Consider the following 13,110-nt stretch of genomic DNA (forward strand, 5'->3'; position numbering starts at 1 on the left):
CAGCATGCGGATCGGGCTTTACCCGGGGACCTTCGACCCCGTCACCAACGGCCACATGGACATCATCGGCCGGGCTGTGAAGCTGGTCGACAAACTGGTCATCGGCGTCGCCGAGAACGACGACAAGGGGCCGTTGTTCACGACCGCCGAACGCGTCGAGATGGTCCGCGCCGAGGTCGCCCGCCTCGGGGCCGAGATCGAAGTCCTGCCGTTCTCGACCCTGCTGATGCATTTCGCCGAGAAGCTGGACGCCAACGTCATCGTGCGCGGCCTGCGCGCCGTCGCCGACTTCGAGTACGAGTTCCAGATGACGGCCATGAATCAGCGCCTCAATGACGACATCGAGACCGTGTTCCTGATGGCCGATCCTCGCCACCAAGCCATCGCCTCCCGACTGGTTAAGGAAATCGCCCGGCTGGACGGAAACATCGACAGCTTCGTCAGCCCCGCCGTCGCCGCCGCCGTGCGCGACCGCGTCAAACGCTAGAATCGCTCAGGATAACGCCTTGAAGATCACGCCTTTCGTCCTCGCCGCCGCCCTGTCGGTCCTCGCACCCGCCGCAGCCACGTCTCAGACCGCACCCGCGACTGCCGCCCCGGTCCCTGCGGCAAGCGACTGGCGCACCATCGCGCCTGAGAACCTGCTCGTCATCGATACCTCGAAGGGTCGAATCCTGGTCGAGCTGGAGCCGCGCGCCACGCCGCGGCACGCCAAGCGCATCCGCACCCTGGCGGACCAGGGCTTCTACGACGGCCTGAAGTTCCACCGCGTCATCACCGGTTTCATGGCCCAGACGGGTGACCCGCTGGGAACCGGAGCCGGCGGCTCGGAATTGCCCGACATCGCCGCAGAGTTCACCTTCCGCCGTGGCCGCGACGCCCGGTTCGCCCCGATCGAGGGCGGCGCTCCGACCGGCATCGTCGGCCTGGTCGGCTCCTTGCCGGTGGTGACCCAGCCTGACGCCCAGATGATGGTGACGGCGGACTTCAAGGTCGACGCGGGCGGCCTGTTCTGCACCGGCGTCGCCGGCATGGCCCGCTCCGGCGCGCCCGACAGCGCCAACAGCCAGTTCTATCTGATGATGGCGACCAACCCGGTCCTGAACGGAAACTACACCGCATTCGGGCGCATCGTGTCGGGGCTTGAGGTCGTCAGCGCTCTGAAGGCCGGTCCGGAGAGCGCCGACGGCGCCGTGACCGACAATCCGGACACGATGACCCATGTGCGGACCGCCGCCGCCCTGCCCGAAGGCGAGCGTCCGGTCGTGCGCGTGCTCGACGCCCGGTCGGCGGCCTTCCAGGCGCATGTGGCCGAGGTTCGCGCCGCGCGTGGTTCACAGTTCACGGTCTGCGACGTGCAGCCTGTGGCGGAGGTTTCAGGGGAATGACGATGCGGTTGGCGGCTCTGGCGATCGGTCTTGTTCTGGCGGGCGCGCCCGTCGCCCGGGCGCAGGAGGCTGTGACGCCCCCGCCTCCGGCTCCGGCCGCCCCCGGGGCCGCCGACTGGCGCACCGTCCCGGCCGACAACCTGATGATCATCGACACCAACCGGGGCCGGATCCTGGTCGAACTCGCGCCCGAGGCCGCGCCCCTGCATGTCGAGCGGATGCGGCTCCTGACCCGCCGCGCCTTCTTCGATGGCATCACCTTCCATCGCGTCATCGACGGCTTCATGGCCCAGACGGGCGACCCGCTGGGCAATGGCGAGGGCCAGAGTCCCTACCCGGACATCAAGGCCGAGTTCACCTTCCGCCGGGGTCCGGAGGCGCCGTTCACCCCGGTCGCCTCACCGGCCGGCGCCATGCTGGGCTTCCTGCACAGCCTGCCGATCCAGACACAGCCGACCTCCCTGATGGCCACGACCGCCGACGGCAAGGTCCATGCCTGGGGCGCCTATTGCCCGGGTGTCGCGGGCATGGCGCGCGATGATGCCATCGACAGCGCCAACAGCCAGTTCTTCCTGATGCGCCAGCCCTATCCGGCGCTGGACAAGCGTTACACGGTCTGGGGGACGGTGGTGTCGGGCCTCGACGTGGTTCGGGCCATCAAGGTCGGCGACGGCGACAACGGCGCGGTCACCGCCGATCCCGACCGGATGATCCGCGTGCGCATCGCCTCGGACCTGCCCGAGGCGGACCGGCCGGTGGTTCAGGTGCTGGACACGGCCTCGGCCGCCTTCCGGACTTTGGCCGACGGGGTGCGGACGGCGCGAGGCGCGGACTTCTCGATCTGCGACATTGTCCTGCCGGTTCAGGTCTCGGGCGCGGCCGCTCCAGCGGTCTGACCGCCTCGCCCCCGGCCGCGACGTCGGCGCTGGGGTTTGCGGGCCTCGCGCATCTGCTGCAGCAGCATGCCCTCGCGCAGCCCCCGGTCCGCGACCCTGACCCGCTCGCTGGGCCAGGCGCGCTGCACCGCATCCAGGATCGCGGCCCCTGCCAGCACCAGATCGGCGCGGTCCGGCCCGATGCAGGCCTCGGCCGCCCGACCCTTCGGCCCCAGGGCCTTCAGTTTCTCTGCCGCGGCATCGCACTCGGCCCGCGTCATCCACAGCCCGTCGACCCGGTCCCGCTGATAACGCCGCAGGTTCAGATGAATCCCCGCCAGGCTGGTGATCGCCCCCGATGTCCCGACCAGATGCCCCTGACCGGTGGCGAACAGCCTGCGGAACTCGGCGTCGTCGAACGATCCGGCGGACAGCGCCGCGCTCATGTCTCCGACCATGGCCTCGTACCAGGCCGCACCCGCTCCGGCCGGTTCCGGGTGCCGCTCGGCGAGGGTCACGACCCCCAGCGGCGCCGACATCCAGGCCACGGTCTTCATCTCCGCGCCTGACTTCCTCAGCCAGGAGAGTTCCGTCGAGCCCCCGCCGACATCGATCACCAGCACCGCCTCGGCCTTGGGATCGAACAGATTGATGCACCCCTCGACCGACAGGCGGGCCTCTTCGACGGGATCGATGATGCGGAGTTTCAGCCCGGTGCCGCGACGGACGCGATCAATGAACTCCTGGCCGTTCTCGGCCTGCCGACAGGCCTGGGTGGCGACAGCGTTGAGCCGGGCGGAGTCCACACCGCGTCGAACAACCCGCTCGGCGCACAGGGCCAGGGCGTCATAGGCACGGTCCATCGCCGCCTCGTCGAGCCGGCCGGTGCGCGACAGACCTTCGCCCAGCCTCACGATACGGCTGAAACTGTCGACCACGCGGAAGCCCGCCCGCGCCGGACGCGCGATCAGCAGGCGACAATTGTTGGTCCCCAGATCGAGGGCGCCGAACACGGGACCGTCGCGACCCGACGAATCTCGCATGGACGCCCCTTGGACCCGGGACCGCTCGTCGCGCCTTCGCGGCGCGCCGTTGGGTTCCGGCATGGGCCGAACTTTCATGTAGGCGCAGCCGAACCGGGCGCCCGTCCCGGTGAACCTAGCCGCGCCGAACGGTCCGCGCCAAGCCTATCTGACAGCAAGATGAACAGGACGACCGGCATCCCGCTCAGGCTCGGGGTCGTATCCGTGCAGGATGACCCAATCCCTCACCGCCAAATTCGGCCTCGGCCAGATCGTGCGTCACCGCGAGGAATCGTTTCGCGGCGTGGTCGTCGACGTTGACGCTGTCTATGCGGGACCGGCCGGCGAACCCGGCCCGGACCAGCGCGATCAGCCCTTCTATCGCATTCTGGCCATGGGTATGGATTCCGGCTTCCTGGTCTATGCCGCCGAGAACGTGCTTGAGCATGATCCCGACGTGACGCCCCTGTCTGCCGCGGATCAGGCCCACTGGTTCACGATGGACGACAGCGGTCGCATCGCCCCGCGGGCTCAGCCGATTCATTGATCGGGCGGATCCGGCCGTTGGCTCTTGGTCGCCGGAGTTCTAGACTGCCGGTTCAAGGAGCGCGTGATGGCTGATTTCGAACATGTCTTTCAAACTCCGCCCGAAGGCGCGGCGGCGGACTGGACGATCTCCCAGAACTGGCGCGCCTATACCCAGGTCGAGCATCACACCTGGGACACCCTGTATGCCCGCCAGATGAAGATTCTGCCGGGCCGCGCCTCGGAGGTCTTCCTGAAGGGGCTGACAGCGCTGGACCTGAACACCGGCGGCATTCCCGACTTCGCCCTGATGAATCCAAAGTTGAAGGCTCTGACCGGCTGGACGGTCGTCTGCGTGCCCGGCCTGGTGCCCGACGAGGTCTTCTTCGACCACCTGGCCAACCGCCGCTTCCCGTCGGGCCAGTTCATCCGCAAACCCGACCAGTTGGACTATCTCCAGGAACCGGACATCTTCCACGACGTATTTGGCCACGTCCCGATGCTGACCGACCCGGATTTCGCCGACTACATGCAGGCCTACGGCAAGGGCGGCCAGCGGGCCCAGTCGCTGGGTATGCTCAAGAACCTCGCCCGCCTCTACTGGTACACGGTCGAGTTCGGCCTGATGGACGAGGGGCAGGGCCTGCGCATCTACGGCGCCGGCATCGTCTCGTCGGCCTCCGAAAGCGTCTTCGCGCTCGAGGATCCGTCGCCGAACCGCATCGCCTTCGATCTGGAGCGGATTATGCGGACCGACTACCGCATCGACGATTTCCAGCAGGTCTATTTCGTCATCCCCTCGATCGAGGCCCTGAACGACGCGACGCTGGAGGATTTCGGCCCCATCTATGATCGTCTGAAGGGCGCGTCCGAGATCGGCATCGAGGCGATCCAGCCCTATGATCGGGTGATCACCCGTGGCACCCAAGCCTATGCCCACAAGGGCGGGAGATTCGCGGCATGATGCGCACGACGACCATCCTTCTCATCGCCGGTCTCGCCGTCGCGGCCACTGCCTGCACCGAATCCAGACGCGCCCGCAACGCCGCGACCTGGAGCGACCAGGCCGCCGACATCACCTGCTGGACCTATGGGACAGAGACCTTCTCCGGCCGATCGACCGGCAAGGTCGAGTATAACGACGGCGGCCGCATCGCCTTCGTCGACGCCGCCAACGGGCGCTACACCACCATCGATGGCGAGTGCCGCGTGGTCTATCTGGCCGAGGGCGAGGAGGCGACCCCTCCGCCTGCCGCTGCTGCGTCCGCTGTCGTGGCGCCTCCAGCCGCCTGACACGCCGTCTTGGTGCGCGGGCCTCCAGGTCCGCTCTTCAACGCCGGCAAAGAGCGGACCTGGAGGCCCGCGCTCCGTCGCCCGTTGCCCCAGCGGGGAGGGCTCAGCCCTCCACGATCAAACTCTTCGCCTTCGTGTCGCGCATCAGGACATAGGTGATCAGAGACACGCCGATCATCCCGGTGACGTACCAGAAATACAGGCTCTCGCGGCCGTCCAGCTTGAACCACAGGGCGCCGTACTCGGCCGTGCCGCCGAACACGGTATTGGCGAGGGCGTAGGGCAGGGCGACGCCCAGCGCGCGGATGTGGGCGGGGAACAGCTCGGCCTTCACCACGGCATTGATGGCGGTATAGCCAGACACGATCACTAGCGCCGACAGGGACAGGGCGAAGGCGGTGAGGGCGTTGGTCGTGACCGCCAGGGCGCTCATGATCGGCACGGTGCAGAACACCCCCAGTATGCCGAAGGTGATCATGACGGGCTTCCTGCCAATCCGGTCTGACAGGGCCCCGACGGCGGGCTGCAGCAGCATGAACAGGAACAGTGCCGCAGCGCTGATCTCGGTCGCCTGGGCCTTGGAGAAGCCTGAGGTGTTGGTCAGGAATTTCTGCAGATAGGTGGTGTAGGTATAGAAGGCGAGGGTCCCCCCGGCGGTCAGGCCGATGACGATCAGCGCCTCCTTCGGATGGCGCAGCACCAGCTCCAGCGCGCTGGATTTGGGCGCGGCGCGGGTCACCGGATCCTCGAAGGCGCGGGTCTCGTCCAGGCCCCGACGCAGCCAGAAGACCACGACCGCCAGCCCCGCCCCGACGAAGAAGGGGATGCGCCAGGCCCAGTCCGACAGGGCCGCTTCGCCCAGGGTCCGCTGCAGCAGGATCAGCAGCATCAGGGCCAGCAGCTGGCCGGAGATCAGGGTCACATACTGGAAGCTGGACCAGAAGCCGCGATGCTTCGCCGTGGCCATCTCGGACAGATAGGTGGCGCTGGAGCCGTATTCGCCGCCGACGCTGAGGCCCTGCATCATGCGGGCGAACAGCAGCAGGGCAGGGGCGGCCAGACCGATGGTGGCATAGCCGGGGGTGCAGGCGATCAGCAGCGAGCCCGCGCACATCAGGCTGACCGACAGGGTCAGGCCGGCCTTGCGTCCCTTGCGATCGGCATAGACGCCCATGACCCAGGCCCCCACGGGGCGCATCAGGAAGCCGACGGCGAAGATGGCGGCGGTGCTTAGCAACTGGGCGGTCGGCTCGCCCTTCGGGAAGAAGACCGGGGCGAAATAGACGGTGAAGGCCGCGTAGGCGAACCAGTCGAACCATTCGACCAGATTGCCGGCCGAGCCGCCCACGATGTTTCTCAGGCGGCGGGCGGACGTCATATGAACCTGCATCATGCGACTGTTTCCATGGGCCGACGGACGGCCAGGGCGACGCCGACCGTCCAGGCGGCAAGCGCGATCTCGAGAACCCGCTGGGCTCCGCCGAAGAATTCGAATCCGGGGTGGATCAGCCAGATGGCGCCGGCGGCGGGCGCCCCGCAGACGATGGCGAGATGGAACAGGTCGCGCCCTCGGGGCCAGGACTTCGCCGCCAGCCCGACCAGGCCCAGTCCAGCCAGACCGCACAGATAGCCGATGCCTCCCAGCACCTCATGCAGGACGGCGGCCGGGCTCGGGCTCGCCAGCGAGCATTGGAAATCGCAGGGAAAAACTCCGCCGAACATCAGGCCGAGACCGTTCAGCGCGCTCAGGCCGAAGCCGATCATAGCCAGCGGGCTACGTGGAAAAAGCGGAATGCACATCAGCCAGAAGGCGGCCAGAAGGACGCCTGAGGCGATGAAGGCATAGCTGACGCCTGGCCCCGTACTCGCGCCGGTCGCGCCCAGTTCGCTGATGTACTGGCGCAGATGGTCGTAGCCCGGATAGGCGAACCCGGCCGAGATCGCGGCCACCGCGAGGATGACCAGGCTCAGGATTGCGCAGGCGAAGGCGAATTGGCGCAAGATCATTTTCCCTCGAAGTCGGCGGCGCCATCCTTCAGGGATTTGCCCATCCTGACCAGCGGCACGGGCGCCCCGCCGCGATCATCCTCGAACCGCTCGATCTCGCGATAGCCTGCGGACAGATACAGCGGCTCCCCGCCCATCGTCGCCACCAGCTCGACCCGGTCGTAGCCCTCGGCCCGCGCCGCCGCCTCGCACAGGTCCAGGATCATCCGTCCGATGCCCCGGCGCAGGAAGTCGGGGTGGGTGTACATGGCCCGGACCCGGGCCGCGTCGACGCCGGTCGTCAGCGGCGCGGGAACCCGCCCCGGCGTATGGTCTCCGCCATAGGTGGTGATCCTTCGGCTCCAGCCGCCGCAGCCGGCCGGCACGCCGTCGACCTCGACGATGAAATAGGTCCGGTCCGCGATGATCTGGCTGTCCAGCCCCATCAGCACCCGGCTGGCCGCGATCTGATCGGCCGTCAGGAAGGCGGCCAGCGGTCCCGAGATGGCGAGGTCCATCAGGCCGACCAGGGCCGGGATATCGGCCTCGGTGGCGATCCGGTGGCTCGACTCCGACATCGGTCAGGTCCGCTGGAACGCGTAGAAGGCGTCTCCAAAATCGAGGATCGCCGTTAGACTGTCGAGCGCTTCACGCGTCTCGGTGAGCAGCGCCGGATCGGCCAGATCGGCGGGCGCCAGCCGGTCGCGATAGTGACGCGTCGCCCAGCCTGTCAGAACGCCGAACAGGTCGTCGTTCATCCGCATCGGACCATGGACGGCGTCAATCTCGGCCTCGGTCAACACGACGCGGAGGCGCAGGCACGCGGGGCCGCCGCCGTTCCGCATCGATTGGCGCACATCGACATACTCGACCCGCCCGATCGGACCGTTCGACGCCACCAGCCCCTGCGCCACCGCATGGGCGCGCGGGTTGTCCCGCGTCTCCGTCGGACAGATCAGCGTCAGCCGGCTCTCGCCCGGCAGCGAGACCAGCATCGAGTTGAACAGATAGCTCGAGATAGCGTCAGCCAGCGGCAGGTCGGCCGAGGATACCTCCACGAAGATCGGATCGAACCCGGTCGCCGCCGCGCGGACGGCGGCGTGGGTTCCTGCCGTGTCCTCGAACGCCAGCTCGTGATGGAACAGCGTCTCCAGCGCCCCGACGCAGACGACGTCATTGTGGAAGGTCCCGCCCGCGATGGCCGCCCGCGACTGCTGGGCCAGGACCACGCCGTGCGCGCCATGCCGACGGGTGATGGCTTCGGACGCCTGCCGCGTCTGGCGAGCAGGCCAGGGCCCGTCCCAGTGCGCGAAGGCGTCCCGCCCCCAGACCAGCAGGTTGACCCCCGGCTCCCCGTGCCCGGCGCACAGGCGGACATGGTTGGCCGCGCCCTCGTCCGCGAGATGGGCGACGGGGTGCAGGGCGTCGTGGACGGCGAAACGGGCAGGGTCGGGGAACAGGGCCTCCAACGCCCGTTTCGTCTGGGCATGCTCCAGCGAGCGGTGCAGGTTGGTGTGCAGATTGGCCGGCGTGAAATGCACCCGCCCGTCGGCAGAGTCCGCGCTGGGCGTCACCGTCGCGGCGTTGGCGGCCCACATCGGCGAGGCCGAACAGGCGGCGGCGGCGAACGTCGGCGCCTCCTTCCAGGCCTGCTCCAGCACCCTCGCGTCCGACCCGCTGAAACCGAGAGACCGCAGGAACGGAATGTCCGGCCGCTCATGCGGCGGCAGCACGAACTGCGGCAGGCCGAGGTCGGCGAGCCGTTTCATCTTCTCAAGCCCCTGCAGGACGGCGGCGCGCGGGTTCGACCCCTGGCCCCCGTTCAGACTCGAAGCGAGGTTGCCGGGGCTGAGACCGGCATAGGAGTGTGTCGGCCCGATCAGACCGTCGGCATTGGCTTCGACGGCGGTGGTCATCGCAGTCCCCGGATCTCGCCCTCGATGTTCTTCACCGCTCCGGCCTCGAAGCTGGCGACCGGATAGGCGCAGTAGTCGGCCGCATAATACGCACTCGGCCGGTGGTTGCCGCTCGCGCCCAGACCACCGAAGGGCATGTCGCCCGCCGCGCCCGTCGTTGGCCGGTTGAAGTTGACGACCCCCGCCCGGATGCGCCGGATGAACCGGTCCCAGTGGGCCGGATCGTCCGACACCAGACCCGCCGACAGTCCGTAACGGGTCGCATTGGCGGCGGCGATGGCGTCCTCGAACGAGGCCACGCGGGTGATGGACAAGAAGGGGGCGAACATCTCCTCGTCCGGGACGTCGACGCCGGTGACATCGATGATCGCGGGCCGGACGAAGGCGCCGGGCAGGTTGTCGACCGGGCCGGACGCGCGGATCACGCGGGCGCCGGAGTCGATGCGTTGCTGCAGCGCCGCCAGGGCCTGTTCGGCCGCGCGCTGCGAGATCAGCGGTCCGGCATAGGGTTCCGGCGTCGAGTCCCATGGCGCGAAGATCAGCCGTTCGACCAGGGCGTTTACCGCCTCGATGATGGCGTCTCCTGCCGGCCCCTCCGGCACGATCAGCCGCCGCGCGCAGGAACACCGCTGTCCCGTCGTCACGAAGGCCGACTGCACCACGACGCCGGCCACGGCCTCCGCGTCCGCCGCATCCCAGACCACCAGCGGGTTGTTGCCGCCCAGTTCCAGCGCCAGGATCACATGCGGATCGTCGGCGAACTTGCGCCGGAAATGCGCGCCCGCCGCGCCCGAGCCGGTGAACATCAGCGCGTCGATCGGCTGGTCCAGCAAGGCCGATCCGACCTCGCGCCCGCCCTGCACCAGGTTGAACACCCCCTTCGGCAGGTCTGCCTCTTCCAGGCATTCGGCCATCAGCTGGCCCGTGTGCGGCGTCTCCTCCGACGGCTTGAACACCACTGTGTCGCCGGCCAGCAGCGCCGGCACGATATGGCCGTTCGGCAGGTGGCCGGGGAAGTTGAACGGCCCTAAAACCGCCGCCACCCCGTGTGGCCGATGCCTCAGCGTCGCCGCCCCGAACGCCGTCTCGGATGTCCGCTCGCCGGTCCGCTCGTCATAGGCGCGGATCGAGAGATCCACCTTGCCCGCCATCGACCCCAGCTCGGCCGTCGTCTCCCACAGCGCCTTGCCCGTCTCGCGGCTGATGGCCTCGGCTAAGCCCGGCGCCCGCGCCTTTAACGCCGCCTGATAGCGTTTCATCGCGGCGATCCGCTCGTCGCGCGGCCGATCGGCCCAGTCCGGGAAGGCCGCGCGCGCCGCCTCGACGGCGGCCCCGACCTGCGCCCCCGATGCCTCGTTCCCGCGCCAGACCCGCGCCTCCTTCGCCGGATCGAAGGAGGCGAAGCCGTCGCCCGCGCCCTCGGTCCAGGCGCCGTTCAGATAGAGTTTGCCGTCGCTCATCTTTTAAATCCGATCATCCCCGCGAAGGCGGGGACCCAGTTCTTTTGTGAGGCACGGCGCCTCGGATTTCGGTCCGCGGGTCCCGGCGAGGTCAGAGCGCCCAAATTCCTGGGTCCCCGCCTTCGCGGGGATGCACGGGAGGAGAGGGGTCATGATTTCACTCGCACGATGTCACCCGCCCGCACCCTCAGCGCGCCTGCGGTCTCGGCCGTCACCCGTACCGTCTCGCCCTCGATCGCCGCGCGGGCCCGCACGGCCCGGAAGGCCTCCACGCTGTCCGTCGAGACCAGGGCCGGCAGCTCGGCGTCGAACTCCTCCGACACCACGACCGACAGCCGCCGCGCATCCCTCACTGTTCGAATATGGTCGCGCGGACAGGTCACCGTCGGCCCGGCGTCGAAGATGTCCACCAGCCCGTTCGGCCGGAACCCTTCGCTCTCCAGCAGGGCCATGGCCGCCACCCCTTGCGGATGCACCTTGCCGATGACGGCCCGCGCCGGCTCGGGCAGCAGGTCGATATAGATCGGATGGCGCGGCGCGAGGTCGAGGATGAACTGTTTGTCCGTTGACCCGGTCATCATGTCCGCCTGGTCGAACGGCATGGGGAAGAATTTGTGCGCCACATGGTCCCAGAACGGACAGGCGCCGTCCGGCGTGAACACCCCGCGCAGTTCGGCCAGCACCGTCTCGGCGAACAGCTCCGGCTGCGCCCCGATCAGCATGTAGCGCGACTGGCTCAGCAATCGCCCCGCGCCGCCCTTGCGCCGATCCGCCTTCAGGAACAGCGACCCGACCTCGGTCCAGCCCGAGCACTCGTTGACCAGGGTCAGGGTCTGGTGATCCATCCGGATGCCCAGCGACGGCGACTGGACCGGGTTGTTGGCGATGCGGAACGAGAAGAAGGGCCGCTTCATGCCCACGGTCGCCTTGACGCTGGCGATGCCGTCGACGTCGCCGGTGTCGGTCTCCTCCATCATCAGGGTGAACCAGCGGTCCGGCACGGGAATGGCGCCGGTGAAACTGTCGCGGCTGACGTCCAGCCGGTCCGACAACTGGTCCGGGTCCTCGGGCAGGCTGGTGAAGCCGGGCCCGGACAGGATGGCGAGCTCCAGCAGATGATCAAGGTCGCCGGGACCGGCGGGGCGGACAACGAGCATCTTAAATCCTCCCACGACGGCGGAGGGGGACCGCAGCGCGCTTGCGCTGGGGGGGAGGGGGCTCACAGCGAGCTCGGTGTCCGGGGTTTGCCCCCTCCACCGCGAAGACGCGGTTCCCCTCCCCCGACGGGGGAGGATTGAGTGCGAATGGCCTCATCACATCGTCTCCAGACGCAGCGCCTTGAGCTTCACCGCGTCGATCTCGCCCGAGGCGATCTTGCACAGCATCAGGGTCGACAGCCGGGCCCGCTCGACGAAACTATCGGGCCAGGCGAACTCTTCGGACGAATGGATCAGCCCGCCGCGCACCCCGAGCGTGTCGATATTGGGCAGGCCGGCCGCATGCAGGTTGTTGCCCTCGCATACCCCGCCCGACGGCGACCAGGCGATGGCCTGACCCAGCAGGGCGCCAGTCTCGCGCACCGCCTCGAACAGGGCGGTCTGGGCTGTATCCATCGGCTTGGGCGCCCGCGTCATCCCGCCGTGCAGATCCAGCATCAGCCCCTCGAACGGCGGCGTCTCAACGATCTCCCCGATCGCGTCCGTGACCCAGGCGGCGGCCTGCGCATCAGGAACCCGGACGTTGAACCGCACCACGGCGTTGTCGGCCACGACGTTCAGCGCCCCGCCGCCGGAGATGCGCGCCACATTGACCGTCACCCCTTCACGTCGTCCGTTCAGCCCATGCAGGGCCGCAGCGATCACCGCGGCGCCGGCCACCGCATTGGCGCCCTCATGGAAGGCGCGTCCGGCATGGGCCGCCTTGCCGGTGACGATCAGGTGGAAGTTGCCGCTGCCCTTGCGCGCCCCCGCCAGGGTCCCGTCGGCCAGCGCCGGCTCATAGGTCATGCCGACGTGCCCGCGCGCGCCGAGCTCGGCCAGCAGCGGCGCCGATGCGGGGGAGCCGATCTCCTCGTCGGGGGACAGCAGGACGGTCCAGCCGACGCGATCCCGCTCCGGATGGGTCTCGAACGCCGCCAGCGCGCCCAGCATGACGGAGATGCCACCCTTCATGTCGGCGATCCCGGGACCGTTCAGGGCGCCGTCAGGACGTGTGATGACGCTCTGGAAGGCGCTGTCGGCCGGATAGACGGTGTCGTAGTGGCCGGTCAGGACGACCTGGATCGGCGCCTCGGGCCGCGCGGTGAGTTTCAACGCATCGGCACGGGACTGAGGCCGCACGGACCCGTCGTCGCCGATGGTGGAGAAGCCCTGGGTCGCGATGCGCGCGATTTCGGCGGGCAGGCGGGCCGTCTCGGTTTCCAGCAGGGCCAGGGTGACGTTCAGCCCCTCGGCGTGATCGCTGCCGGAGTTGACGTTCGCCCATCGAACCGCGCGATCGATCAGATCGGCCTCGCCCCGCCCGACCAGGTCGAGGGCGGCCTGATCCTGTGGGAGAATCCGCATGGTGGGTCTTTAGACGGGGCGGACAGAAAGGTGAAGGCGCTCACTTCCCTCTCTCCGGCGGAAGGGCCCCATACCCATCAA

General features: G+C 68.6%; 14 protein-coding genes. 6 read left to right on the plus strand and 8 right to left on the minus strand.

Annotated features, from left to right (window positions below; genetic code table 11):
• Window positions 1-4: 4 nt before the first annotated feature.
• From coaD to ACP7AZ_RS12990, 3 genes are read left to right on the plus strand one after another with little or no spacing between them, the layout of a single operon-like run.
• Complete coding sequence (gene coaD / locus ACP7AZ_RS12980) at window positions 5-487, plus strand: pantetheine-phosphate adenylyltransferase (RefSeq protein WP_426039055.1); 483 nt, start codon at window positions 5-7, stop codon at window positions 485-487.
• Window positions 488-506: 19 nt separating this feature from the next.
• Window positions 507-1,388 carry a peptidylprolyl isomerase gene (locus ACP7AZ_RS12985; RefSeq protein WP_426039056.1) on the plus strand — a complete coding sequence of 294 codons (882 nt, stop codon included), beginning with the start codon at window positions 507-509 and terminating at the stop codon, window positions 1,386-1,388.
• Window positions 1,385-2,284 (plus strand): peptidylprolyl isomerase, encoded by a 900-nt coding sequence (locus ACP7AZ_RS12990; protein ID WP_426039057.1) that lies wholly within the window; start codon window positions 1,385-1,387, stop codon window positions 2,282-2,284. The genes ACP7AZ_RS12985 and ACP7AZ_RS12990 overlap by 4 nt, the downstream gene beginning before the upstream one ends.
• On the opposite strand, the gene ACP7AZ_RS12995 is transcribed toward ACP7AZ_RS12990, so the two are convergent.
• Window positions 2,251-3,369, minus strand: a complete 1,119-nt coding sequence (locus ACP7AZ_RS12995) for a Ppx/GppA phosphatase family protein (RefSeq protein WP_426039058.1) — start codon at window positions 3,367-3,369, stop codon at window positions 2,251-2,253. The genes ACP7AZ_RS12990 and ACP7AZ_RS12995 overlap by 34 nt on opposite strands.
• Before the next feature lie 148 nt (window positions 3,370-3,517).
• On the opposite strand from ACP7AZ_RS12995, the gene hspQ reads away from it, so the two are divergent.
• The 3 genes from hspQ (at window position 3,518) to ACP7AZ_RS13010 (ending at window position 5,103) form a co-directional block, all read left to right on the plus strand.
• The gene (hspQ, locus tag ACP7AZ_RS13000) at window positions 3,518-3,832 is read left to right on the plus strand and encodes a heat shock protein HspQ (RefSeq protein ID WP_426039059.1); all 315 of its coding nucleotides are present in this window, start codon (window positions 3,518-3,520) and stop codon (window positions 3,830-3,832) included.
• 66 nt (window positions 3,833-3,898) lie between these two features.
• Window positions 3,899-4,774, plus strand: a complete 876-nt coding sequence (gene phhA, locus ACP7AZ_RS13005) for a phenylalanine 4-monooxygenase (protein ID WP_426039060.1) — start codon at window positions 3,899-3,901, stop codon at window positions 4,772-4,774.
• A complete protein-coding gene (locus ACP7AZ_RS13010; RefSeq protein WP_426039061.1) occupies window positions 4,771-5,103 on the plus strand; it encodes a hypothetical protein in 333 nt (110 codons plus the stop codon). Before phhA ends, ACP7AZ_RS13010 begins: the two co-directional genes overlap by 4 nt.
• Window positions 5,104-5,206: 103 nt before the next feature.
• Here the strand turns inward: ACP7AZ_RS13010 and ACP7AZ_RS13015 are convergent, their stop codons facing one another.
• The 7 genes from ACP7AZ_RS13015 to ACP7AZ_RS13045 form a co-directional block, all read right to left on the minus strand.
• Window positions 5,207-6,496 carry an MFS transporter gene (locus tag ACP7AZ_RS13015; RefSeq protein WP_426039062.1) on the minus strand — a complete coding sequence of 430 codons (1,290 nt, stop codon included), beginning with the start codon at window positions 6,494-6,496 and terminating at the stop codon, window positions 5,207-5,209.
• Window positions 6,493-7,104: a DUF998 domain-containing protein gene (locus ACP7AZ_RS13020; RefSeq protein ID WP_426039063.1), complete on the minus strand. Its 612-nt coding sequence runs from the start codon at window positions 7,102-7,104 to the stop codon at window positions 6,493-6,495. Before ACP7AZ_RS13020 ends, ACP7AZ_RS13015 begins: the two co-directional genes overlap by 4 nt.
• 2 nt (window positions 7,105-7,106) lie before the next feature.
• Window positions 7,107-7,667 carry a GNAT family N-acetyltransferase gene (locus ACP7AZ_RS13025; protein ID WP_426039064.1) on the minus strand — a complete coding sequence of 187 codons (561 nt, stop codon included), beginning with the start codon at window positions 7,665-7,667 and terminating at the stop codon, window positions 7,107-7,109.
• 3 nt (window positions 7,668-7,670) lie between these two features.
• Complete coding sequence (gene astB / locus ACP7AZ_RS13030; protein ID WP_426039065.1) at window positions 7,671-9,005, minus strand: N-succinylarginine dihydrolase; 1,335 nt, start codon at window positions 9,003-9,005, stop codon at window positions 7,671-7,673.
• Complete coding sequence (gene astD, locus ACP7AZ_RS13035; protein ID WP_426039066.1) at window positions 9,002-10,465, minus strand: succinylglutamate-semialdehyde dehydrogenase; 1,464 nt, start codon at window positions 10,463-10,465, stop codon at window positions 9,002-9,004. The genes astB and astD overlap by 4 nt, the downstream gene beginning before the upstream one ends.
• A 149-nt stretch (window positions 10,466-10,614) precedes the next feature.
• On the minus strand, window positions 10,615-11,622 hold the full coding sequence (locus ACP7AZ_RS13040) for an arginine N-succinyltransferase (RefSeq protein ID WP_426039067.1): 1,008 nt from the start codon (window positions 11,620-11,622) through the stop codon (window positions 10,615-10,617).
• 156 nt (window positions 11,623-11,778) lie between these two features.
• Window positions 11,779-13,029, minus strand: a complete 1,251-nt coding sequence (locus tag ACP7AZ_RS13045) for a hydrolase (protein WP_426039068.1) — start codon at window positions 13,027-13,029, stop codon at window positions 11,779-11,781.
• Between the last annotated feature and the right edge of the window lie 81 nt (window positions 13,030-13,110).

It is taken from the genome of Brevundimonas sp. DC300-4 (genome assembly GCF_049897365.1).
In the GTDB taxonomy this organism is placed as follows: domain Bacteria; phylum Pseudomonadota; class Alphaproteobacteria; order Caulobacterales; family Caulobacteraceae; genus Brevundimonas.